Raw genomic sequence first — 24,580 nt, 5'->3', positions numbered from 1 at the left:
TCTTTTCTCTGCGCCCTCTGCGCTCTCTGCGGTTAATAAAAACAAATCTCAGTGTCACAGCCAAGCATCTGCGTTAACCTAGTTAATTAACGCACTCCCCAACAAAATTCATGCTTGCCCGCATCCAAGAAATAGCCGCCACCCTCGCCCCCCGCCTGATCGAAATTCGCCGCCACATCCACTCGCACCCCGAACTCAGCGGCCAAGAACATCAAACCGCCGCCTACGTAGCTGGAGTGCTCGCTTCCAGCGGAGTCCGCGCCACCGAAGGCATCGGCAAAACCGGCGTCATCGGCGAACTCAAAGCTAACAGCAGCGAGTCCCGGTGGCTGGCAATTCGTACCGATATGGACGCTTTGCCGATTCAAGAACGCACTCAATTAGAATTTGCCTCGCGCAACGAGGGAGTGATGCACGCCTGCGGCCACGACATCCACACTACGGTTGGTTTGGGCGCAGCAATGATATTGTCTGAGTTAAAAGAAAAATTTTCTGGTAATGTCCGTTTCTTGTTTCAGCCGGCGGAAGAGATTGCCCAAGGTGCTCGCTGGATGATTGCAGATGGGGCGATGCAAGATGTTGACGGCATCCTCGGAGTGCACGTTTTTCCCACGATTCCGGGCGGTTGTATTGGTATCCGCCACGGGGCACTGACGGCGGCCGCAGATGACCTAGAATTGATTGTCATCGGCGAATCCGGCCACGGCGCGCGTCCCCACGAGGCGATCGACGCGATTTGGATTGCTTCTCAGATTATTACTACTTTGCAGCAGGCGATTAGTCGCACGCAAAATCCTTTGAGGCCTGTGGTTTTGACGATCGGGCAAATTAGCGGCGGACGAGCGCCGAACGTGATTGCCGATCGCGTAAAGTTATTGGGCACAGTGCGATCGCTACATCCAGAAACGCACGAAAAACTGCCGGCTTGGATCGAACAAATTGTTTCTAGCGTTTGCGAAACTTACGGTGCTAAGTACGAACTCACCTACAAGCGCGGCGTGCCGGGAGTGCAAAACGATCCAAAACTTACCCAATTATTAGAAGCGTCGGCTTTGGAAGCTTTAGGGCGATCGCGCGTTCAAATTTTACCAGAACCATCCCTCGGCGCGGAAGATTTTTCGATGTATCTAGAACACGCACCGGGAACCATGTTTCGCTTGGGAGTGGGACTGACTGACAAACCGAATTATCCCCTCCATCACCCGCAGTTTGAGGTGGATGAAGCCTCTATTGTGACGGGCGCTGTCACCTTGGCCTATGCTGCTTGTCAATATTGGAAACAAAAATAAGAGTCATTAGTCATTAGTCATTAGTCATTAGTTATCTAATCATCTCATCTCCGGTAAAATAGAGATAATTTCTGTAGGGGCGGGTTCACCAACAATACCTGTCAATAATTAACAATCTCAAAAACCCGCCCCCACCCCACTAGATAGCTCAATATTATTAGTTAAAAATTTTATGACCCTAGATTTCAATAGATTCTGCGACGCCTGCAACCCCAGCAACTCCCTGATGTTAGGAAATCCCGAAGATGAGCGCTACTACATTGATTTTGCTGAGGTGCGCGGCGGCAAAATTATTAACATTCTCAAACGAACAATTACCCGCGTGTCGCCAGATAAACGGACTTGCCAATTATTCACTGGACATATTGGTTGCGGCAAGTCTACGGAATTGTCGCGACTACAAAAAGAGTTGACAGATGAGGGATTTCATGTAGTCTACTTCGAGTCAACCAAAGACCTCGATGAAATGGATCTCGATTTGACAGATATCATGTTGGCGATCGCACGGCGAGTCACCCAAAGTTTGGAAGAGGACAAAATTTCCTTACAGCCCCAAGGTTTTAAAGAATTCTTAAAAAACAGTTGGAATTTTTTACAGAGTCCTGTGACTGTAGAAGCTGAAGGAGAACTTTTTGGGAACAAAATCAAAGGTAACACAGACGGAAATCTGGAACTTTCTCTGCCTTTGGGTATCGCCAAAATTACTGCCAAAATCAAAAGTAATCCCGACTTGCGATCGAAACTAAGACAGTACATGGAACCGCAAGCCAATAAAATGTTAGAACTGATTAATCAAGAAATTATTGATGTCGCAATTAATCAGCTTAAGCAGCAGGGTAAAAAAGGATTGGTGGTGATAGTTGACAACTTAGACCGGATAGTTTCTCGACCCAATGCAGCGGGGCGAGGGTTGCCAGAATATATCTTTATTGACAGAGGAGATCAGTTGCGGCAACTGAACTGCCATTTGGTTTATACGCTACCTTTGGGATTGATTTTTGGCAATGAAAGTGAAATATTAAAAAATCGATTGGGAGGCGGAGTTGACCCGAAAGTTTTGCCGATGGTGCCAGTAAAGAATAGAGATGGCAGCGAATGTGTTGAGGGGATGAATTTGCTGCGACGCATGGTTATGTCGCGGGCTTTTCCTGATGTGTTGCCAGAGGAACATATTACATTAATTACCGAAGTTTTTGACAGTCCTGAAACTTTAGATGAATTGTGTCGAGTCAGCGGAGGTCATCTGCGAAACTTGATGGGGATGTTGTTTGGTTGCTTGCAGCAAGACGACCCTCCAATTTCTCAAGATGTTTTGAAATCAGTGATTCGCAGTTCCCGTGATACTCTCAGTCGCGGTATTGATAACGATGAGTGGGAATTACTTTTTAAAGTGGTGAAAGAACAAACCATTAAAGGAGACAAAGAATACCAAGATTTGCTGCGAAACCTGTGGGTTTTTGAATATGTAGATAGTGAAACAATTTGGTTTGCATTGAATCCGCTGTTGATGGAAACTGAGAAATACAAGCTGTGGCAGCAGCAAAATTCTTGAGGTTATGGTAAACTCAAATCCAGCCGAAGATATTGCATCAGAAAACGAGCGATCGCTCTCTACTTTGGTACGGACGATAACACGCTTTCAAGGAAAATTTTCTTTGACTTTAGTGTGCTGCAATTATGCTAGCTTGCGTGATGCTATGCTAGAAAAATTGTGCGATGGCTCTACTATTGAATATCAAGAATTAGTCCTCGAACCTGCTACCAAAATACTTCATCAAACCATTCTCAATGCCGTCCGAGAGCAACCGCCAAAAGCTTTAATAGTTGTGGGGATGGAATCAGTAGTTGCTCTTGATGACCTACTAGCTGGGGCTAATCGAGCGCGTGACCAATTCAAGCAAGATTTTGCTTTTCCGTTGATATTGTGGGTGACGGATGCTGTACTGGCTAAATTTAGTCGATCGGCAACCGATTTGAAGTCTTGGGTTCCTACTCCAATTCAATTTACTATACCGCTCGATGATTTGATAAATTTGTTGCAACAAAAAGCAAGCCAAGCTTTTGCTGATGTTGAAAATTTCAAATTAGATGAGTGTGAAATTGAGTCATTGGAAAATAACCTGCTAAATTTGGTAGCAGGATTAGACCCGGAATTGCAAGCTAGTTGGCAATTTATTCGGGGTTTAGTTGAATTTCAGAAAAATCAAATAGATTTAGCACTCGCACATTATCAGCAAAGTTTAGCATTTTGGCAGCAAAATCACCAGCTAGAAAGACAAGGAATTGTCTACCACAAAATTGCTCAAGCTTACAACCGCAAAGCTGAATTACACCGGGCAGAAAATCAAGGTTATTGGCAAGAAGCTAGAAAGTATTTACAGCAATCTCTGGAGAGTTTTGAGCAAGCACAACGAAATGATTTAGCAGCTAAATGTATTAGCGAACTCAGTGAAATGCTGCGACTTTTACAAGCTTGGGAAGAGTTGCAAGGTTTAGCTGAAAAAGCCTTGAAAATGCACATAATTTGTGGCACTCCGAATCAAATAGCGGAAGATTATGGCTTTTTGGCTGAGGTGTCGCTGCAAAAATCTCAGTGGGAAAAAGCTTGCGAATTAGCTGAATTAGCATTAGCTGTTTTGGCACAAACAGGAGTATCCCAACAAGAAACTGGTTTGTATTTGCTACTTTTGGCAAAAGGGCAGCGAAATCTCAGTCAGCAATCGGAGGCCGTTAACAACTTAGAAACAGCCAAAGAAAATACGCAACCTCAAGATGATGTGCAGCTTTATCTGAGGATTTTAGAAGAATTGAGAACCCTCTATTTTGAGCAAGGCGAATATTTAAAAGCCTTTCATATCAAACTACAGCAACAAGAAGTTAACAGCAAATATGGATTGCAAGCTTTTATCGGTGCCAGTCGCTTGCAGTCGCCACAACAAATAATTGACAGCGGTTTAGCATCCGGCAAGTCAAAAGCTGAAATTATTGAGGAAATTGAAGCAGCTTCCGGTCGATCGCGCGATATTAAAGAACTCAGCAAACGGATACGTACACCTGCTTGCAAGCTGACGATCGTTCACGGACAATCTGGGGTAGGAAAAAGTTCGATAATTCAGGCATGGTTAGTTCCTGCACTGCAACTGACAACTTTTGAAGCGCGGGACGTATTGCCTGTTTTATTGCAATCTTATCATGATTGGGCGAGGGATTGCGGTCAGTGTTTGCAAGCGGGAATTGAACAATTAAAAGGTGTGAGTTTGTCAGGGGCGATCGACACTCCGACAGCTATTTTAGAACAGTTGCGACTGAATCAAGACCGTAATTTATTAACTGTATTAATCTTTGACCAGTTTGAGGAATTTTTCTTTGCTTATCGAGATCCAATTGGTAGGCGAGAGTTATATGATTTTCTGGCTGAATGTTTAAATCAGATTAGCGACCTCAAAATTATCCTGTCGCTGCGGGAAGATTATCTTTTCTACTTGTTAGAGTTCAATCGCGCCACCAATTTATCAATTATTGATAACGACATTCTCACTAAAAGAATCTGCTATTACTTGGGTAATTTTTCAATTTCAGATGCGACAACAGTTGTTCAAACATTAACAAAAGGCTCTCAATTCTACTTGGACGAGGATTTGGTAAACGCACTGATAGAAGATTTGGCAGGTAAACTCGGCGAAGTGCGGCCGATTGAGTTGCAAATTGTGGGAATGCAACTGGAAAAACAGCAGATTACTCGACTGAGCGAATATCAGCAACTGGGCGATCGGGCTAAGGTTAAACTGGTTGAGGAATTTTTAGCAGAAGTAATAACAGACTGTGGCAAGGAAAATCAAGATATTGCCGAACTTGTCTTGTACTTGCTGACGGATGAAAACAACACTCGTCCCCAAAAAACTTTAGCTGAATTAGCAGCAAATTTAGGAACAGAGTCAGGAGAATTAGATTTAGTTTTAGAGATTGTCGTGCGATCGGGATTGGTATTAGAAGTGCCAGCAACTCCGATCGATCGCTACCAACTTGTCCACGATTATTTAGTACCGTTTATCCGCAAATTGCAAAGTGCCGAATTATTAGAATTACGCGAAAGGCTCAAGCAGACTGAATCAGAAAATCAGATATTAGCAGAGGCAAAACAAAAAGCAGAACTATTGTCAGTAGAATCACAGCGAAAAGCCCAGAGACGAATTGGTATTGGTACAGCGGTATTGAGTATTAGCCTAGTTTTAGCTGCAACTGTAATGGGAGTAGCGTGGCAGCAAGTGGACAAGGCACAGAAATTGACCAAATTAGAGCGCGCAGCAAGCGATGCTTTGAGACTGTTTGAATCTGGCAATAACCAAATAGATGCTTTAATCTCAGCCGTGAAGACTGGAAAAGAACTCAAAGCTACATTCAAGGACGTTCGTTCTATTGCAGATTACCCGATATCTACTCCCCAGATTGCTCTCAACCAGATTCTCGACAACATCCGAGAACAAAATCGGTTTAAAGGAAATCAAAATTCGGTATTAAGTGTCAGTTTTAGTCCGGATGGCAAATACATTGCTACGGCATCAGATGACAAAACAGCGCGGTTGTGGGATTTAACAGGCAAGTTGATACAAGAATTTAAAGGACATCAAGATTCGGTATGGAGTGTCAGCTTTAGTCCCGATGGAAAATACATCGCTACGGCATCACGGGACAAAACAGCAAGGTTGTGGGATTTAACAGGCAAGTTGATACAAGAATTTAAAGGACATCAAAGTGAGGTATCGAGTGTAAGTTTTAGTCCCGACGGCAAATACATTGCTACGGCATCATGGGACAAAACAGCGCGGTTGTGGGATTTAACAGGCAAGTTGATACAAGAATTTAAAGGACATCAAAGTGAGGTAACAAGTGTAAGTTTTAGTCCCGACGGCAAATACATTGCTACGGCATCATGGGACAAAACAGTGCGGTTGTGGGATTTAACAGGCAAGTTGATACAAGAATTTAAAGGACATCAAAACGAGGTAAAGAGTGTCAGTTTTAGTCCGAATGGCAAATACATCGCTACGGCATCATTTGACAAAACAGCGCGGTTGTGGGATTTAACAGGCAAGTTGATACAAGAATTTAAAGGACATCAAAATTTGGTATCGAGTATCAGTTTTAGTCCCGATGGCAAATACATTGCTACGGTATCAGGTGACAATACAGCTCGATTGTGGGCTTTAACAGGCAAGCTGATACAAGAATTTAAAGGACATCAAGATTCGGTATCGAGTGTCAGTTTTAGTCCGGATGGCAAATACATCGCTACGGCATCATTTGACAAAACAGCGCGGTTGTGGGACTTAACAGGCAAGTTGATACAAGGATTTAAAGGATATCAAGATTGGGTAACAAGTGTAAGTTTTAGTCACGACGGCAAATACATCGCTACAGCATCAGCGGACAAAACGGCAAGGTTGTGGGATTTAACAGGCAAGTTGATACAAGAATTTAAAGGACATCAAAATGCGGTAACAAGTGTAAGTTTTAGTCCCGACGGCAAATACTTCGCTACGGCATCATTTGACAAAACAGCGCGGTTGTGGGATTTAACAGGCAAGTTGATACAAGAATTTAAAGGACATCAAGGTTGGTTATTCAGTATCAGTTTTAGTCCCGACGGCAAATACATCGCTACGGCATCAAATGACAAAACAGCGCGGTTGTGGGATTTAACAGGCAAGTTGATACAAGAATTTAAAGGACATCAAAATTTGGTACCGAGTATCAGTTTTAGTCCGGATGGCAAATACATTGCTACTGCATCAACTGACGGTACAGCAAGATTGTGGGCTTTAACAGGCAAGCTGATACAAGAATTTAAAGGACATCAAGATTCGGTATCGAGTGTCAGTTTTAGTCCGGATGGCAAATACATCGCTACGGCATCAGGTGACAAAACAGCGCGGTTGTGGGATTTAACAGGCAAGTTGATACAAGAATTTAAAGGACATCAAGATTCGGTATCGAGTGTCAGTTTTAGTCCGGATGGCAAATACATCGCTACGGCATCAAATGACAAAACAGCGCGGTTGTGGGATTTAACAGGCAAGTTGATACAAGAATTTAAAGGACATCAAAGTTCGGTATCGAGTATCAGTTTTAGTCCTGACGGCAAATACATCGCTACGACATCATTAGACAATACAGCAAGGTTGTGGCGAATTAGAAGTTTAGATGAAATGCTGGTGCAAGGCTGCGATTGGCTGCACGACTATTTGCAGAATAATGCTGATGAAAGCGACAAGCACTTATGCGACGATATTACTCCTCGAAAAGATGAGATTAGTCCTCGAAAAAAATGATTACTCATTTATTCTGCCGATTTTTAGCCTAAAGTTGGGATAGTTTCAGGGCTTCGCATGGGAGGCTAGAAACCGGGTTTCTACGGAATTTTGTGTTTAGTAGCGATAAATCTACGCAGAAACCAGGTTTCTGAGGACACAACTATTTTGCAAGGTGCGTCGCTACTCGAAAAGTCGCTCTTTTTTAGGGATTTATCGCAGGATCCACACCATACGACTGGCATATCTTTGGCAATTCCGCTGTACCAGCAGCCAAATGTGCTAACGTAACGATCGCAAATCCCCAAATTTCAACTATCGGGAGATAGACAACCGTGTTCGCTCAAGCACCTCAAACTCCCAATTACAAATGGTTTAGCTGCATTTCTAGCACTGTTTTCAGCGCCTTGTGCCTGTTGCCCCTTTCCAACGCTGCTGGATACGCCCAAACTCCCCAAAATAGAGTCATCAAAATCGGCGTAGTGCAGCGCTTTGGTACTAAACCTACCGATAAACTAACGCTGAAAGCTTTACCCGGTGACAGCTTAACATTAAGTTACAAAACTCCCCAAGGCACAGAAACCAAAACTACCGCCAGCATCAAACTAGAAATCGCCAATAAACCTCTGGAAGCGCCATTAGTAGAAGAACGAGTTGTTCTGAGCTCCCACCGCAGTTTTGAGAGTGCAGAAGATAGCGCCAATCAGTGGCGTGCTAAGGGTATTGATGTGGAAATTGCTCAACCTTTGCGCTGGCAAGTTTGGGCGAAAAGAGATACTTATAATTCTCCTTTGGTGCGGCGCTGGCTGTTGCAAAGTTTGCAAGCTCAAGGTAACAAAACGGCTTTTTTAGATACGAAAGTTTTTAAACAAATACCTCAAACGTTTTGGCTGTTAAATGGCTTTCGTTTCAACCGCAATGAGTTGGATGTCACGGCTGGTAAAAATGTAATTGAGGTATTGGAACAAACTACTCAAGAGGCGACAGCTACCGATCCAGAAAAAGCTATTCAACAAACTCGCCGTTACGGTGGCAGTTTGCACTTGCAAAAAAATTCTTACGGCACTTATACTTTAGTCAATAATGTGCCGACTGAAACTTATTTGCGCGGTGTTGTTCCTCACGAAATTGGAGCTTTTGCGCCCTACGCTTCGATTGTCGCTCAAACTATTTTGGCGAGAACTTACGCCCTCAGAAATTTGCGCCGATTTGCTGTCGATAATTACGAGTTGTGCGCTGATGTTAACTGTCAAGTTTATAAAGGTTTGACGGAGGTTTTCCCGCAGAGCGATCGCGCGATCGCCCAAACAGCAGGTTTAGTCCTAACTTACGAAAATCAGCTCGTAGACGCGCTCTATTCCGCATCTAGCGGCGGTGTGACAGCGACTTTTGGCGATGTGTGGCACGGCCCGGAACGTCCATATTTGCGATCGATCGTCGATTCCCCCAAGAACCTCTGGGACTTGACAAAGCAGAGCTTGTCTGACGAAACCAACTTCCGCCGCTTTATGACTCTGAAAGCAGGGTTTAATGAGGAAAAAGAAGACACCTTCCGCTGGCGCGAAGAAGCTTCACTGACATCGATTGGTGGGTTTCTCAAACAGTATCTTCAGAAGAAAAAGCACCCGCTGGCTAATTTTAAAACTCTCACAAAAGTTGAAGTGGTGGAAAGGTCGGCTGCTGGTAGAGTTTTGCAGATGAAGGTACAAACTAATTTGGGCCCCATCGATATCGATAAAGATGAGATTCGCAATGCTTTTTTCCCGCCGATTAGCACGCTGTTTTACCTCGATCCAATTTACAATCCAGACAAAACTCTCAACGGTTATGCTTTTGTCGGAGGCGGTTTCGGACACGGCGTGGGAATGAGTCAAACCGGTTCTTACAATTTAGCTAATTTGGGCTGGAGTGGCGATCGTATTCTGAGTTTTTATTTTCCCGGCGCTCAAGTTGTGCCCCTCAACGATTCCATTACATTTTGGCGGGAATAGCATCAGATTCGGCATAAGATTCGGCGGTTGAAACCGCGTCTACACAAACAAAACCCGCCTCCGCGGGTTGAAGAGTGGCCGGTTAAATTTACCTTATCTTCTTTCTTGAGTCGGCGTCCGGCGGACATCGTTTGTATAGACGCGGTTTCAACCGCCGTCTGCTGCGGACATCGTTTGTATAGACGCGGTTTCTAACCGCCGTCTGCTGCGGATTTCTTGAGTCCGCGTCCGGCGGACATCGTTTGTATAGACGCGGTTTCAACCGCCGTCTGCTGCGGACATCGTTTGTATAGACGCGGTTTCTAACCGCCGTCTGCTGCGGATTTCTTGAGTCGGCGTCCGGCGGACATCGTTTGTATAGACGCGGTTTCTAACCGCCGTCTGCTGCGGACATCGTTTGTATAGACGCGGTTTCTAACCGCCGTCTGCTGCGGACATCGTTTGTATAGACGCGGTTTCTAACCGCCGTCTGCTGCGGACATCGTTTGTATAGACGCGGTTTCTAACCGCCGTCTGCTGCGGACATTTTTTGTATAGACGCGATTTCAACCGCACGTCCGATCTTTATCGCCGTCTTTCAATACAAAAACCCAGTCTCTTAACGTAATTAAGCCCAAACAGCTCAATTACGAAAACAAGAAACCGGGTCAATTAGCGCACCGCGCCTGTGAATCCTTTCTTAGTAGAGAGATTCTTCTTGGTGAGTTTCGATCGTACAATCAGACTTAGGATAAGCGACGCAGGTCAGAACAAATCCGGCCTCGATTTGGTCGTCATCCAAGAAAGATTGGTCAGATTGGTCAATTTCGCCAGCAGTAATTTTGCCAGCGCAGGTGGAGCAAGCTCCAGCGCGGCAAGAATACGGGAGGTCGAGTCCTGCTTCTTCGGCAGCATCAAGAATGTAAGTATCGTCATCAACGTCAATGGTCTGGTTGATTCCTTCGGCTTCGCTGATGAGGGTAACTTTGTAAGTTGCCATGCACTAATCCTCTCAAAAATTCAACAATATTGATAAGTTTTCCTAATGCAAACTTCAAGGCTCTATTAGCTTTAAGGTTAGCTCTTAGGTTCGTTCCCTTTATGATAGTAGGGGAAAGAAGGGAGGTTGCAACACTTATTTACAAAAGATTTGAATGGGATTAGTTATAACTTTTTCTAATTTCATCTTAATTACTTATACCTATGTTGGGTTCAGCCTTGTGATACTGTTGCCGCAAGACTTACGCCAAATAACCCGGTTGCGGAAAAAAATCCTGTTTTGAACCCGACAACCAAAAAATCCGATTTTTGGTATGCGGTGTGTCATCGACTTTCAGCCAGACTTGCTGGAATTTGTCCCCCCAGCCTTGGACAGTTGACAGTCTTGTCAGTTGACAGTTGACAGTTGACAGTTGACAGTTGACAGTCAGCGAAGTTGAAGGGTTCCACAGTTGACAGTCAGCGAAGTTGAAGGGTTCCACAGTTGACCGTTGCACAGTACGGGCATCAAACCATTTATGCTTAACGGGTATCGGCTTTGTTCATGAGATTATTTATGTCCGCGCTTTTAGGTGGCGGTTGCGACATACCGCACCAGACTTGGGCGCAAGTCTTTAACTCTACTAAAATCTAAAATCTAAAATCTAAAATCTAAAATCCTATGACTCAAATTAATACTGGCATTGGTTTTGCAGTAAATTCCCCTATTCGCGTGGGGATTGTGGGTACTGGTTTTGCGGCTAAGTTGAGGGCCGAGACGTTGGTAGCTGACGCCCGATCGAACTTGGTAGCAGTCGCGGGCCACAACCCAGATAAAACCGCAGCATTTTGTCAAACATTCGGCGCCGAGGCTGCGGTTTCTTGGCGCAAGCTGGTAGAAAGAGACGATTTAGATTTGGTAATTGTATGTACTGTGAACCGCGATCATGGGGCGATCGTCCTGGCGGCGTTGGAAAATGACAAGCACGTTGTGGTCGAATATCCTCTATCTTTAGATGTGTCTGAGGCCGAAAGGGCGATCGCCCTTGCCGCCCAAAAGCAAAAACTCCTCCACATCGAACACATCGAACTGTTAGGCGGTTTGCATCAAGCAATCAAAGAATCCTTACCATTAATCGGTAAAGTTTTTTATGCCCGCTACATTACTATTACCCCTCAGCGTACCGTACCGCAGCGCTGGACTTTTCAGCATTCCCTATTTGGCTTTCCCTTAATCGGGGCAATTTCTCGACTGCACCGATTTACTGATTTGTTCGGAGAAGTCGGAACCGTTAACTGTCAAACTCAATTTTGGGAGACTCAGCCGGATTTCTACAAAGCTTGTTTGTGCAACGCACAGTTGCGCTTTACCAATGGCGTTGTCGCTGAAGCTGTTTATGGAAAAGGAGAGACTTTTTGGCAGTCGGAAAACATTTTTACTATCTACGGAGAAGCCGGAACCCTGATTTTCACTCCCGAATCCGGTCAATTGATTCAGGGAGAAAATCGGCAGGCGATCGCAGTAGGAACGCGGCGCGGTTTGTTTGCTAAGGATACGGATATGGTGTTAGACTGTTTGTTAAATGGTACGCCGTTGTACGTCAAGAATACCAGTAGTTTGTACGCTTTGAAATTAGCGGATGCTGCGAGGCGATCGAGCGAAACTAGGCAAAAATTGGCGATCGACAATTCATATAGCAGTTCGATCGAAAGATGAGTTCATTTAGTTGACAGTTGACAGTTGACAGTTGACCTCTACCTGGAAGTCCGAGGATTTGAGTAATGAATCGTCTGTTTTAAATTTCTCCCGATCGGGCGGGCGGGCTTTCAACCAATTTTTCCTGGTAAGCTTGAGGAATAGGTAATGAAAAAAGGTAATCGGCAATCACCGAAAAGCTTGCGGTTCAAAAGCTTTCCTCCCATTAGCCATTAGCCATTACCAGACATATAGCGGTTCTCAAAAAAGTAAGGTATGCGTTATGCCCGATTCCCGATGCGCTATGCCCGATTCCCGATGCGCTATGCCCGATTCCCGATGCCCGATCCCCATGAGTACCTAATCTATCTAAAAAAGGCCAGATATTTTTGCAATAAAATGGCAGTAACTACACATCAACTGATTCAGTGGAAACAGCAAGGGCGTCGAATTGTGGCGCTGACCGGTTATGATTACGCGATCGCCCAACTACTCGACCAAGCAGGCACTGACATCATCCTAGTCGGCGATTCCCTCGCCATGCCAATATTGGGCTACGAAACTACGCTACCGCTAACCCTCGATGAAATACTGCACCACGCTAAAGCAGTCCGTCGCGGCGTCAAGCAAGCATTAGTTGTTGTGGATTTGCCGTTTTTGACTTACCAGGAAAGTCCCCAGCAAGCCATGCACTCGGCCGGGAGAGTTTTGAAAGAAACTGGCGCTCAAGCTGTAAAATTGGAGGGCGGATATCCAGCAATGGCGGCCACCGTTTCGCAGCTAACATCCGCCGGGATTCCGGTGATGGGTCACGTTGGTTTAACTCCCCAGTCGGTACACCAACTCGGTTACAAAAAACAAGGCAAAACAGCCGAATCTGCCGATCGCATCCTAGCAGAGTCGATCGCACTTCAAGAAGCAGGTGCCTTTGCGATCGTCCTAGAGCACATTCCCCCAGACTTAGCGGCTCAAATTACCGAAAAATTAACTATTCCCACCATTGGTATCGGCGCCGGGCCGCACTGCGACGGACAAGTTTTGGTTACTTCCGATTTGTTGGGACTTTCCGAAAAACAACCGCCTTTTGCCAAAGCTTACGTCAATTTGCGATCGACAATTACCCAAGCTGTCCAAGATTATTCCCTAGAAGTTAGAGAACGAAAATTTCCCGAATTGTAAAACATAAATCGAACTGACTCCCTTGCCAGCAGATTGAATACTACTTAGCGGGTTGTTGACTCGCCTTGTACGAGTTCGCGCCCCTAGCAGCATCTGTTTTACAGAGCGCGATCGCCCGCAATTACCGCTAAAATTGGAAAATCTCAACTTCAATTATCCCTTGACCAAGATTAATGGGACACAAGCCCCGTCCTTATAGGACGGCTTTAATTATTCCTAATTCTATCAGCAAGTCATAGTATGATAGAGTAAGTAAAAGTAAATAACAGGAAAAATGAAAGCAAGGTATCAATACAGATTTTATCCGACCAGCCAACAAAAACAGAGCCTAGCTCAGTTATTTGGTTGTGTTCGTGTAGTTTGGAATGATGCACTTGCACTTTGTAAGCAGTCCGAAAAGAAGCCCAAATCGGCTGAAATTCAGAAAATAGTAATCACTCAGGCAAAAAAGACTGAAGAAAGAGCTTGGTTAAGTGAAGTTTCTAATATCCCTTTGCAACAGTCAATAGCCGATTTAGAGACAGCATTTAAGAACTTCTTTGAGTTCTGGAAAGGAAAAAGAAAGGGGCGCAAAGTTGGCTATCCTAAGTTCAAAAAGCGTATAAACAGCCAATCGGCAAGGTTAACGCGCGGAGGGTTCTCAATTAAAGGAGAGGGTGTTTATTTAGCCAAAATTGGAATTGTTAAGCCCATATGGTCCAGGGAACTACCATCAAAACCCAGCTCAGTAACGATTATCAAGGATGGCGCTAACCGCTATTTTCTTAGCTTTGTTGTAGAGATTGAACCAGTTCAAGTCGATGCTAAAAATCAAAGCGTCGGTATTGATTTAGGAATCAAAACCTTTGCAGTAATGAGTAATGGAGAAAAAGCCGAAAGTCCTAACTATAAAAAGTTAGACCGGAAAGTTCGTAAATTACAGCGCAAAGGGGCCCGCCAACCCAAAAACTCTAAGCGCAGAGATAAAACTCGGATTAAAATAGCCAAGCTGCACAACCAAATAGCGGACTTGCGTAAAGATTTCTTGCACCAATTGTCAACCAAGATAGTTAACGAAAACCAAGTAATTGTTTTGGAAGACTTGAATGTGTCGGGAATGGTAAAGAATCGCAAACTCTCAAGAGCAATTAGCCAACAAGGCTGGTATGAGTTTAGGGTGTTGTGTGAGGCTAAGTCCCAGAGGTTGGACAGGGAATTTAGGGTCATTAGTCGGTGGGAACCTACCAGTCAAATCTGTTCTGATTGCGGATATAAGTGGGGAAAGTTGGATTTGAAAGTCCGCTCGGTTCAATGCTTGAATTGTGGTATTGAACACGATCGCGATGAGAATGCAGCTAAAAATATAAACAAAGTCGGGATAGGGCATTGCCACGACTCTAAACGGGCGCAGAGGGGACGTAAGACTACCAAAGGTAGCAGACCCCTGTGAAGCGTCAAGAATCACCGCACGTTCGATCTGGCGGTGACTATGTCAATCGATCTCAAATGTCAAATCTCAAATCAAAAATCAAAAATCTACAATCCAGATCCCAAAATGTGATAAAAATCACTGACAGCAAGCATCACCTAAATGTAGAAAATGGTGGCGACCAAAAACTAGCTTCAAAACGGGCAGCGAAGTGGCGGTTAAGCTAAAAAAATTGTAGTTCCGTTCAAAACAAATTGAAGTCATCGCTCGAACGTGTTAAGGAGGCTAATTGATGGTATATGCAGAAAATTGGTCGCAGCCGTCTATCTTGGAGCTAGCGCGATCGGGCAACTTTCAGGCCCTGAATTACTGGATTGACAGCTTGCTGCGACCCGAGGGGATTTATGCCCGCGTCGAACAGGCTCAAGCCGGCTGCGTCCAAATCCTAGTAGAATTCCAACGCGGATTTGCGCCAGAGAATACATTACTGGGGAGCACTCTCCGCGAAGGCTTAGTTAAATTTATTTGTCACCAACTCTGGAGACTCAACTCGCCAGCAGTAGAAGGAGTGCGAATTCACGCGCGCTTGGCTGGGGAACCAGAGATTCTCTGGAAACAGTCAGTACGAATTGTGACTCCAGCAAACCGCAACCAGCGGCGTTACCGTTCCCTATTAGTCGTCGATTGGGTTAAATTTAAAACATATCGTTCTCTACTGCTAGTGGGCTCGGCACTGGCATCATTTATATTAGGGTGTTGGGTGAGCTACCACGAGGCTGTAGCCCTACGGCTAATGTCCCCAGCCTCCGCTTACCACCAAGCTGCGGTAATGTCGGGGCCGCCTCCCAAACGTCCGGATGCTGTGCAAGCGGCCTTAGAATTAGTACCTGTAGTGCAACAAAAGCAGGTTGCTAATCCCTACGACCCCACCGTAACGCTGATGTTCGGAGGAAATGTGAATCTATCCGATGCGATTTCCGCATCTGGGGGCAACGATTACCATTGGGCTTTTGCCAATATGGACGAGTACCGGCAAGCAGATGTGTCGATGGTTAATCTAGAAAACCCCCTGACTCGCTCTACCTTGGGTTCTGGCAAAAAACAATTAAATTTTAAAGCCGATCCAGAATCGGTGAAAGTATTAACAGCAGGAGGAGTGGATATTGTCAATCTGGCAAACAGCCACGCTATGGATTACGAGGAACCGGGGCTGGTGGAAACTATAAATACTCTAAATAATGCTGGTATAGGGCATCTGGGAGCCGGTAGAGATCTTAAAGAAGCAAGGCGTCCAGATATTATTGAGGTTAAGGGTCAGCGGATCGCGTACCTCGGTTATTACGATGCTGACCTTCATGCTGCCGACCAAGGTAAGGCTGGCACCAACCCCAGGCGTAACAATCGGGTGGCAGAGGATATTCGAGCTCTCAAAGGTCAGGTAGACTGGATTATTGTTAATTACCACTGGGGAGTCGAATTGGCAGATTATCCGGGGGACTGGCAGATAGATTTGGCTCGGTTCACGATCGATCAAGGTGCAGATTTGGTAGTGGGACACCATCCCCACGTCCTGCAAGGTGCCGAAGTTTACAAGGGCCGCCCGATAGTTTACTCGTTGGGTAATTTTATATTCGGGGGGAATGCTCGCAGCGATTACGATACCGCAGTCCTGAAAGTATCCCTCAAAGACAGGAATATGAAGGTAGAATTTTTGCCTGTGGAGGTGAAAAAGTTTCAGCCGAAAGTGGTGAATGGAGCAGCAGGCGATCGCATCCTCAAACGCGTCGAACAAATTTCTAGTATATTCGATCGACCGATGCGCTCTTCTGTGGTTCTAGAAGCCCCAATCAACCCCGGATTGGCACCAAAGACTCCAAATTCGACCTTGCCAGGAGCACCCAAAAGCGGTACCTACGGGCCCGGGTCGGCTTCCCCAGTCCCCCTGACAGGAGAAACCAATCTGCCAGGCCCAGGACAACCCAAACCTACTCCGATTTTGCCCGCTGTACCGGCTTTGCCCAAACAGCCGGACAACTCCTCAGTTTTCCAGAACGGGGCAGGGCCTGCTATGGAGTCGAACCCGCCTAGAAGTCAAGATTTGCCATCGCGCGTCAATCGCACTAAACCTGAAAAACCCAGCCGGGAACCAGATCCGTTTACCAAAGAACCATTCATCAAAGAACCGTTTATTTCGCCACCATCTCCGAGTTCGGGAGGGGTACTCAGTCCCCAAAGCTATCTTCCCCCAACTGGCGATGTATCTTTCAAAGTCGCACTCAAAGAGCAGCCGACAAACAGGGTCGTTCCCGGCAAAAGCAGCGATCGCTCTGGGCTGCGGCTAGCCCTGCCTCCTATAGCTGCGAACGTGGGTTAGCCCGTGAGAGTCCGAGTGAGGAGACAGGGAGAGCAAAGGGTGGTGATGGGCGAAAATCAACTACCAGCGACCAATTATAAGAAATACCCTGAAAACCCTGCGACTTTAGTCCAGGGATGAAAGGGCATTGCAGGATTTATCCTGCCAGTTAAATATTTACCAATTCTAGTAAAATCAATCAAGGAGGGTAAAAAAAGATGTACGCAGTACAAAGAGACGTTTGGCATTTAACAGGACTCGACAAAACCATTGTCGAGCAACTGTTGAAGTGGTCAAACAATCTGTTTAATGTCGGGACTTACGAAAGTCGGCAACGGTACTTTAAGGACAAAGGTGCAATTAAATACCCAGATTTGTACAAAATTGCCAAAGGCAACGAGAATTACGGGTTACTCTACTCGCAAGTCGCGCAACAATCTTTAAAATCGGTCGCTGAATCCTTTAGCTCTTTCCGAACCCTACAAAAGTTAGCCAAGAAAGGAGAGCTTAATCAAAAACCGAGGCTACCCAAGTACAGAACTAAAGGGGCGATGTACCAAGTTTCCTATCCTGGTCAAGCTTTAAAAATAGTGGGTAATCGGGTAAGGTTACCTTTGGGAACCAAAGGCAAAGAACACTTTGGGAAAGATGCGCTCTGGGTGACTTTACCAGAAAGACTGAAAGATTGCCAGATTAAAGAACTCAGGCTAATCCCTAGAAATGGCGAAGTCTGGCTTGAGTATGTCTATGAAAGTCTAACTGAACAAGCCGCTAGTTGTAGTCTGGAAGTAACAGGGGTTTTGGGAATCGACCACGGCATCAATAACTGGTTGACTTGTGTTTCTAGTAATAGTAAGCCTTTCATCATTGATGGTCGAAAGCTGAAGTCTTGGAACCAGTGGTTTAATAAGGAAAAAGCGCGAGTGCAATCGGCGCACGCTCAATACAAGTTACCCAAAGGTTTCTCGTCAAAAAGACTGCAACAGTTGTCAGAAACTCGCGCCAGAAGAATGAGAGACGCGGTAAATAAAGCAGTTAGAACCATAATAGGGTATTGCGAAAATCACCAAATCAATGTCATAGTTTTTGGTTGGAATAAAAGACCTAAGCAAGAAGTAAATATGGGGGTCGTAACTAATCAAAACTTTGTCCAAATACCCACAGCTAAAGTCAAAGATAGACTACAACAAGAGTGCGCTCTCAAAGGATGGAGATTTGTAGAGCAAGACGAATCCTACACCTCAAAAGCCAGCTTCTTGGACCGAGACTTACTGCCCGTGAAAGTTGGTGAAAAACCCGACAATTGGCAACCGTCTGGTAAAAGAATTAAACGAGGTTTGTACCGTTCTGGTCAGAAATTAATTCTGAATGCAGATGTTAACGGTGCGGCAAACATCATTAGGAAATCAAAAGTAGCCATAGACTCAATAACTGAGCGAGTGGGTAGCGGGTTACTGACTAACCCTTTAAGAATTAAACTTTGGGCGGATTCATCCCCCAAAGTTGGTCCTTAAGAATCCCCGCGTCTTCAGACCGGGGAGTGTCAATAACGACCGATTTACTAACAACCAATGATCGACGACCTACTAACAATGACAAATGTGTTTGCGATCGCGCTGAAGCAAAAGCAGTACAAAACCTATATCCTCTCCGACGAAACCGCAAACTCTACCCTAGAAGTTGTGCCGGAACGGGGCGGTATTGCCACTAGCTGGCTGGTTGAAGGCAAAGAAATGTTTTACTTGGACTCGGAACGGTTCGCCAATCCCGATCTAACTGTACGCGGCGGCATTCCCATCTTGTTTCCCATCTGTGGCAATCTCCCCGACGACACCTATACCCACAAGGGAGTGGAGCGGCAGCTCAAACAGCACGGCTTTGCTCGCGACTTGCCTTGGACGGCGACAAAACAATTTACGGAGGGTTGTGCGGCTCTTACTCTAGTGCTCAACAGCAGCGAGAAAACCCAGACCGTTTATCCCTTTGATTTCCAATTAGCTTTTACTTATCAAATTAAAGGCAATTCTTTGGAAATTGTGCAGGAATACACCAATCTTGGTGACGAACCAATGCCCTTTGCTAGCGGCTTGCATCCTTACTTTTTAGCTCCCGACAAGACAAATCTGCGCTTTGAGATTCCCGGGATGCAGTACAGAGATCACCACACTCACAAGAAAGGTTATTTCACAGGGGTTTTTGACCCGACTCTCGACGAAATAGATGTTTCCTTTGACGAACTGACCGGTCTTGCTGCTACTGTCACTGACCCGACGCGAGGCTTGCGGCTCACCGTCAGTTATAACTCCAGCTATGGGAAGTTGGTTTTCTGGACTTTGAAAGGCAAGGATTTTTACTGTTTGGAACCTTGGACGGCTCCTAGAAATGCCCTCAATACTCGCGAACACTTGATTTATTTGCCCCCCGGCGCGACTTGCGAGATGCTGGTTCGCATGACTGCAACTTTTTTTTGAAAAACACTTGCTATTTGAAATGATGGGTGCTACTATTAGAAATTGTGTGCGGTAACAATGTTTTCGCGGGTCGCTAGCTCAGCGGTAGAGCATTCGGCTTTTAACCGATTGGTCTCGGGTTCAAATCCCGGGCGACCCATTTTTTCAGACAGAACGTAAAAAGTAGAAAGCAGAATAAATTCTAGCTTTCATCAGGAGTTCAGGGCAAGCCCAGCGGGATTGCCCCAAATTTAGTTTTGGGCAATGTGGATTTTTTGAGCCTAAATTGAAATCTAGAAACATAATGCGCGATCGGCAACAAATTGTCTTAAGATTATCGTAAGAATTGAGCTTGTTCAAAATCCACTGCCCAGAAACACAAATAATTAGGAGGAATATCTATGGCGCTTGTACCTATGCGACTGCTGCTCGACCACGCGGCTGAAAATGGTTACGGCCTACCGGCTTACAACGTCAACAACATGGAGCAAATCCAAGCGATCATGCGCGCTGCTGACGAAACCAACAGCCCTGTGATCCTGCAAGCTTCTCGCGGCGCTCGTTCCTACGCTGGAGAAAATTTCCTGCGCCACTTGATTTTGGCCGCAGTTGAAACCTATCCTCACATCCCCATTTCCATGCACCAAGACCACGGCAATGCCCCCGGCACTTGCTATTCTGCCATGCGCCAAGGTTTCACCAGCGTGATGATGGACGGTTCTTTGGAAGCGGATGCTAAAACTCCCGCCAGCTACGAGTACAACGTTGAAGTTACTCGCGAAGTAGTAAAAGTTGCTCATTCCATCGGCGTTAGCGTTGAAGGCGAACTGGGTTGCTTGGGTTCTCTGGAAACAGGGATGGGCGAAGCAGAAGACGGCCACGGCTTTGAAGGCGCGCTTTCCCACGATCAATTGCTGACAGATCCTGAAGAAGCTGTTAATTTCGTCGAGCAAACCGGCGTTGATGCTCTCGCAGTGGCAATTGGCACTTCCCACGGCGCTTACAAATTCACCCGCAAGCCGACTGGCGAAATTTTGGCAATCAGCCGCATCGAAGAAATTCACCGCCGCTTGCCGAATACTCACTTGGTAATGCACGGTTCTTCTTCTGTACCCCAAGAATTGCTGGAAATCATTAACAGCAACGGCGGCACTATCCGCGAAACCTACGGCGTACCTGTGGAAGAAATCCAAAAAGGCATCAAGTGCGGCGTTCGCAAGATCAACATCGACACTGACAACCGTTTGGCGATTACCGCTGCGGTGCGCGAAGCTTTGTTTGCCAAGCCAGATGAATTCGATCCGCGCCACTTCTTGAAGCCGTCGATCAAGTATATGCAGAAGGTTTGTAGCGATCGCTACAACTCTTTCGGTTGCGCTGGTCACGGTACAAAGATCAAGCAAATGTCTTTGGATGATTTTGCAGCTAAGTATGCAAAGGGCGAATTGAGCGCTCCTAAGAAGGCTGTAGCTGTTTAATAATTTGAGGTTGAAGATTTTAGATTTATCTGAAGTCTAAAGTTTAGATTGCCGGGTAGCTGTGAAGTTGCCCGGTTTTTGTGTGTGGGGAGTAGCCCCTAAAAGGGATATCATGTCTGGTCGATTACTATAACAAAAAACTGTTCGTAGTGCGGACTTTAGTCCGCAATATTCTGCGGACTGAAGTCCGCACTACGAACGAATATTATCGCGGTCAATCGACCGGACACTATATGATATCCATTTTCCTAGCTGCTGAAGTCAAATTATTAATACTATTAGCAATGTTCGAGAGTGCGATCGCCCTTTTATGAAAAATCAAGCTTTTGAAATAACTCGGCAACCGCCAAAGTAAAGCCGGGGACGATATCTTCGCCATCAAGGGAGTCGGCAGACTTCAGCAGGCGATCGGGTTCCTGGGCCGATCGATATACCAACACATATTGTTCTTTAGGATGAATCACCCAAACTAAACGCGAGCCATTGTCGAAATATTCTACGAGTTTGTTGTGAATTTCTTCGACTGTATTGCTAGGAGACAGGATTTCTACAGCCAAATCCGGTGCACCCTCTAGAAAGCCATCGGGGAGGTCATCTAGCCCTTGCAAACGTTCTTTTGCCATAAAAGAAACATCGGGCGATCGCTTATTCCCTGATTTCATCTTAAAAGCAGTGCTGGAATCGAACATAGCACCTAATTTTTGAAGGCGGACATAGCCACCAAGCAAAATCATCAAAATGCTACAAACATAACCGTGTTTTGCACCCGAGTTTCCCATATCAATTAGTTCTCCATTTACAAGTTCATAGCGGTGTCCATCTCGGTTGAGTGCCATGAATTCGGCATCTGTCCAGATTTTTTGTTCCGGTGGGGTTTCAAGTTGGTTTTGCCCTGGATGTTGAATTAGAGTAACCATAGCTTTCTCCTAAATTTATATTTCTAGTTAAATATAATTCATTTCAAACTTGAAAAAATCGCCCTTAAAGACTAATCCGGCGGTAGACTTGGGCCATCGGCAGTTCTATATTTAAGCTGTGGAGGACGATCGCCTTTTCCATCCCATCGTACACTTGCCATTGCCAGCGATCGCCCGACGGGCGATCGAGGTTGTGATATTGTTCAATATATGGTTCAGCTTGACTAACCAGCAGATATTCACAGAAACTAGGAAGAGAGCGATATTTTCGGAACTTTTCACCTCGATCGTAGGCTTCGGTAGACGGCGAAAGAACCTCGACAATCAGTAAAGGATTGAGAATTTCATCCGTGCGAGATCCATGGAATTCCGGTTCTCCATCAATTACCATAACATCGGCATAAGTTCCGTGATTGAAGCTAGGAATCCAAATTCGTAAATCGCCGTTATAGGTTTGAAAATTGGTGTCTCGGAGAGCCACATTCAGAAAAGTCGTAGTGTCTACGGCAATACGGCTGTGAGCGGGTGAACCTCCTGGCATAGCAATAATCTCTCCGTTACAATATTCGTGATGTTCTTCGGCGGTTTCCTCCATCGCCCGGTATTCATCAGGAGTGAAGCTAGTCTTTGTTGCATCTGAAGCAAGGTTTGGCGGGTTGGTTTGAGCAATGACCACGATCGCACCTCCTAAATAATTAGACCTACAATAATTATGACTTACAGCTAGATAATTGTCCTAACCCAGAGGCGTTTTTCTGGATTAGCTTCAAATTCTATCAAGGACTCTCCATGCTTTTGTCTGTTGCTGCTTCACAAGCCCTAAATTCTAGCTTTACTTTTACCTTTCACGCTCAACTGCTTAGTGATTGATGTGTAATAATGCAAAGCAAACACCATATTTATGCCAAAGAATACCAAGGTTAAAACAAATACAAAAAAAGACGTAAACGACAGCGCATAAATCATCGTAAACATCGCCAAAATGATTGAGCAAAAACCAAAACCGGAAGCAAAAGAACTTAAAACCAGCAACCGCACCTTAGACATAGTTTAATGTAAAAAATTTCAGTAAAATGCACTCTTGGCACCTAAAGATGAGTGCCAAATGATACTTATTACTATATAGCCAAATTACTCAGTTCCGCTAAGGGCAGAACGGCTATTTTCCTAAAAAGGTTTGAATTCTACGAAAAAATACAGCCCGCGCTCTTGCCAACTCCTCTCGCCCGATTTGATGCCAATCAAAGGAATGCCCCAGCCGAACCGAGAATTCTACCTCTCGCCGTACTGCCACCGCAAGCCTAATCCCGCTGATAGCAGAGTATTTGCTTCCAGAGCCACCCTTCCCCCGCTATTCCAAACATTGCCAGCATCCACAAACGGCGTCACCTGCAAAATACCTTTTTTGTCCCCGGTACGCAAAATCGGATACCGCAACTCGGCGGAAGCAAAAAGTCCGCTATCCGCCACCAAAGCATCCTGACGGTAGCCCCGCACTGTATCCGGGCCGCCCAAACCAAATTGTTCGATCGGCAAAAGCTCACCCCCAGCCAACTGCGCCTGGGATCTCACAACCAGCAGCGTCTGGGGAGCCAACAACCGCACGTACTGCAATTGACCCCGCCACGTCAAAAATTGACCGTCAGGCTCGCTGTTGCTCGCGGTAGCACCAAATGCTGAGACTCCCAGATTGAAGTGCGATCGCGCCACCAAGACATCCCTCTCTCCCCGCTGAGTAAAATCCTCCAACAGTCTCAGCGCCGAAACCCGAGTTTTACCGCGAGCATCCGCCCCGGGCGATAGTAGTTCGGCGAAAGTCAGCGGGCGGACTACAAAGTTTTTGAGTGCAGCATCTAATTCTTGTTTGCTAAAGACGGTACTGCCAACTACTTCAAATCGATCGACCGTTATCGTACCCGGAATATTCGGCAATTCTTCAGTCCGTCTCGGTACGGGGACGGGTAGCAAAAGCTGTTCTATCGGAGGTAGGGGCGTTCTTGGCGCGGGTTCTGGGAGGTGAGTCGAATTTGGCAGTACAGGATTGGGAATCGGAATTTCTTGTCGGTTGTCTCCTCGGTTGGGCAATTGGGCGAGAGTTTCAGGTTCCTGACTTGGCGCTGCTGCGGCAAATTCCGGGATGTCGGTTTCTGGCTCTTTACTGCTATCTAATTCTGAACCTGAGTATAAATCGCCAGAAAGTCGATCGCGATAGTCTGCTGTTTCTGGATTAAGTTTTAATTGAGACTGTAAATTGTTATTAACAAAGGGCGATCGCCCGCCTGATTCACCAGTAACGATCGGATCGCCAACACTTTGAGCTGCTGACGATGCGAAGCAAATAGCTGTAATTGAACAACCAAGTGCTATTGCGCTAAAAAACTTGATTTTACAAAACCCTCTGGAATGTGGTAGGGCCATCATTGATTAACAATAATTGATAGTTATTTACACTTACGAGCAGGATTTGCCGGCGCAATTGCAAAGATTAAAGTAACTTTATCACTTTTGTTTAAGACTTAAGTCGTTAAATTAAAGATAAATATACTTGACAAAA

At 45.6% G+C, this 24,580-nt stretch carries 17 protein-coding genes and 1 tRNA gene; 13 read left to right on the top strand and 5 right to left on the bottom strand.

Going from position 1 to position 24,580, the window contains the following annotated elements:
* Nucleotides 1–110: 110 nt before the first annotated feature.
* From QZ938_RS20045 to QZ938_RS20030, 4 genes are all read left to right on the top strand, one after another.
* Nucleotides 111–1,289 carry a M20 family metallopeptidase gene (locus tag QZ938_RS20045; protein WP_293352943.1) on the top strand — a complete coding sequence of 393 codons (1,179 nt, stop codon included), beginning with the start codon at nt 111–113 and terminating at the stop codon, nt 1,287–1,289.
* Nucleotides 1,290–1,461: 172 nt separating this feature from the next.
* Nucleotides 1,462–2,841, top strand: coding sequence for a P-loop NTPase fold protein (locus tag QZ938_RS20040; RefSeq protein WP_293352941.1), 1,380 nt, complete (start codon nt 1,462–1,464; stop codon nt 2,839–2,841).
* Between the two features lie 4 nt (nt 2,842–2,845).
* Complete coding sequence (locus QZ938_RS20035; protein WP_293352939.1) at nt 2,846–7,618, top strand: hypothetical protein; 4,773 nt, start codon at nt 2,846–2,848, stop codon at nt 7,616–7,618.
* A gap of 314 nt (nt 7,619–7,932) precedes the next feature.
* Nucleotides 7,933–9,588, top strand: coding sequence for a SpoIID/LytB domain-containing protein (locus tag QZ938_RS20030; RefSeq protein ID WP_293352937.1), 1,656 nt, complete (start codon nt 7,933–7,935; stop codon nt 9,586–9,588).
* Nucleotides 9,589–10,267: 679 nt separating this feature from the next.
* On the opposite strand, the gene QZ938_RS20025 is transcribed toward QZ938_RS20030, so the two are convergent.
* Together QZ938_RS20025 and QZ938_RS20020 are read right to left on the bottom strand one after the other, a co-directional pair.
* The gene (locus QZ938_RS20025) at nt 10,268–10,567 is read right to left on the bottom strand and encodes a ferredoxin (RefSeq protein ID WP_293129326.1); all 300 of its coding nucleotides are present in this window, start codon (nt 10,565–10,567) and stop codon (nt 10,268–10,270) included.
* A 241-nt stretch (nt 10,568–10,808) separates the two neighbouring features.
* Entirely contained in the window at nt 10,809–11,063 is a 255-nt protein-coding gene (locus tag QZ938_RS20020) for a hypothetical protein (protein ID WP_293146814.1), read from the bottom strand.
* A gap of 164 nt (nt 11,064–11,227) precedes the next feature.
* Between QZ938_RS20020 and QZ938_RS20015 the strand changes: the two genes are divergently transcribed.
* The 9 genes from QZ938_RS20015 (at nt 11,228) to QZ938_RS19975 (ending at nt 21,423) form a co-directional block, all read left to right on the top strand.
* Nucleotides 11,228–12,262 carry a Gfo/Idh/MocA family oxidoreductase gene (locus QZ938_RS20015; RefSeq protein ID WP_293352935.1) on the top strand — a complete coding sequence of 345 codons (1,035 nt, stop codon included), beginning with the start codon at nt 11,228–11,230 and terminating at the stop codon, nt 12,260–12,262.
* 378 nt (nt 12,263–12,640) lie between these two features.
* A complete protein-coding gene (gene panB, locus QZ938_RS20010) occupies nt 12,641–13,420 on the top strand; it encodes a 3-methyl-2-oxobutanoate hydroxymethyltransferase (RefSeq protein WP_293146876.1) in 780 nt (259 codons plus the stop codon).
* 274 nt (nt 13,421–13,694) lie between these two features.
* Complete coding sequence (locus tag QZ938_RS20005) at nt 13,695–14,849, top strand: transposase (RefSeq protein ID WP_293146812.1); 1,155 nt, start codon at nt 13,695–13,697, stop codon at nt 14,847–14,849.
* A 271-nt stretch (nt 14,850–15,120) separates the two neighbouring features.
* Nucleotides 15,121–17,202 (top strand): CapA family protein, encoded by a 2,082-nt coding sequence (locus tag QZ938_RS20000; RefSeq protein ID WP_293146811.1) that lies wholly within the window; start codon nt 15,121–15,123, stop codon nt 17,200–17,202.
* Between the two features lie 197 nt (nt 17,203–17,399).
* On the top strand, nt 17,400–18,695 hold the full coding sequence (locus QZ938_RS19995; RefSeq protein WP_293146810.1) for a transposase: 1,296 nt from the start codon (nt 17,400–17,402) through the stop codon (nt 18,693–18,695).
* A gap of 57 nt (nt 18,696–18,752) precedes the next feature.
* On the top strand, nt 18,753–19,652 hold the full coding sequence (locus QZ938_RS19990; RefSeq protein WP_293146809.1) for an aldose epimerase: 900 nt from the start codon (nt 18,753–18,755) through the stop codon (nt 19,650–19,652).
* A 67-nt stretch (nt 19,653–19,719) separates the two neighbouring features.
* Nucleotides 19,720–19,791 (top strand) — tRNA-Lys (locus tag QZ938_RS19985).
* A gap of 241 nt (nt 19,792–20,032) precedes the next feature.
* Nucleotides 20,033–21,109 (top strand): class II fructose-bisphosphate aldolase, encoded by a 1,077-nt coding sequence (gene fba / locus QZ938_RS19980; RefSeq protein ID WP_293146808.1) that lies wholly within the window; start codon nt 20,033–20,035, stop codon nt 21,107–21,109.
* 149 nt (nt 21,110–21,258) lie between these two features.
* A complete protein-coding gene (locus QZ938_RS19975) occupies nt 21,259–21,423 on the top strand; it encodes a hypothetical protein (protein WP_293146807.1) in 165 nt (54 codons plus the stop codon).
* On the opposite strand, the gene QZ938_RS19970 is transcribed toward QZ938_RS19975, so the two are convergent.
* From QZ938_RS19970 to QZ938_RS19960, 3 genes are all read right to left on the bottom strand, one after another.
* Entirely contained in the window at nt 21,418–22,026 is a 609-nt protein-coding gene (locus QZ938_RS19970) for a Uma2 family endonuclease (RefSeq protein ID WP_293146806.1), read from the bottom strand. The two genes, QZ938_RS19975 and QZ938_RS19970, sit on opposite strands and share 6 nt — an antisense overlap.
* A 64-nt stretch (nt 22,027–22,090) precedes the next feature.
* A complete protein-coding gene (locus tag QZ938_RS19965) occupies nt 22,091–22,702 on the bottom strand; it encodes a Uma2 family endonuclease (protein ID WP_293336644.1) in 612 nt (203 codons plus the stop codon).
* A 596-nt stretch (nt 22,703–23,298) separates the two neighbouring features.
* A complete protein-coding gene (locus QZ938_RS19960) occupies nt 23,299–24,447 on the bottom strand; it encodes a ShlB/FhaC/HecB family hemolysin secretion/activation protein (protein ID WP_293146804.1) in 1,149 nt (382 codons plus the stop codon).
* Between the last annotated feature and the right edge of the window lie 133 nt (nt 24,448–24,580).

This window comes from Microcoleus sp. CAWBG27 (assembly GCF_020883145.1).
Lineage (GTDB): Bacteria > Cyanobacteriota > Cyanobacteriia > Cyanobacteriales > Microcoleaceae > Microcoleus.
The sequence above is the reverse complement of the archived record's forward strand: the minus strand, read 5'-3'. Positions and strand labels throughout refer to the sequence as shown.

Bases quoted from the DNA above. Each gene is read 5' to 3' on its own strand.
- QZ938_RS20025 (WP_293129326.1), bottom strand. From the start codon at position 10,567: ATGGCAACTTACAAAGTTACCCTCATCAGCGAAGCCGAAGGAATCAAC.
- QZ938_RS20040 (WP_293352941.1), top strand. From the start codon at position 1,462: ATGACCCTAGATTTCAATAGATTCTGCGACGCCTGCAACCCCAGCAAC.
- panB (WP_293146876.1), top strand. From the start codon at position 12,641: ATGGCAGTAACTACACATCAACTGATTCAGTGGAAACAGCAAGGGCGT.
- QZ938_RS20015 (WP_293352935.1), top strand. From the start codon at position 11,228: ATGACTCAAATTAATACTGGCATTGGTTTTGCAGTAAATTCCCCTATT.
- QZ938_RS20000 (WP_293146811.1), top strand. From the start codon at position 15,121: ATGGTATATGCAGAAAATTGGTCGCAGCCGTCTATCTTGGAGCTAGCG.
- QZ938_RS19960 (WP_293146804.1), bottom strand. From the start codon at position 24,447: ATGATGGCCCTACCACATTCCAGAGGGTTTTGTAAAATCAAGTTTTTT.
- QZ938_RS20005 (WP_293146812.1), top strand. From the start codon at position 13,695: ATGAAAGCAAGGTATCAATACAGATTTTATCCGACCAGCCAACAAAAA.
- QZ938_RS20035 (WP_293352939.1), top strand. From the start codon at position 2,846: ATGGTAAACTCAAATCCAGCCGAAGATATTGCATCAGAAAACGAGCGA.
- QZ938_RS19990 (WP_293146809.1), top strand. From the start codon at position 18,753: ATGATCGACGACCTACTAACAATGACAAATGTGTTTGCGATCGCGCTG.
- fba (WP_293146808.1), top strand. From the start codon at position 20,033: ATGGCGCTTGTACCTATGCGACTGCTGCTCGACCACGCGGCTGAAAAT.
- QZ938_RS19995 (WP_293146810.1), top strand. From the start codon at position 17,400: ATGTACGCAGTACAAAGAGACGTTTGGCATTTAACAGGACTCGACAAA.
- QZ938_RS20045 (WP_293352943.1), top strand. From the start codon at position 111: ATGCTTGCCCGCATCCAAGAAATAGCCGCCACCCTCGCCCCCCGCCTG.
- QZ938_RS19970 (WP_293146806.1), bottom strand. From the start codon at position 22,026: ATGGTTACTCTAATTCAACATCCAGGGCAAAACCAACTTGAAACCCCA.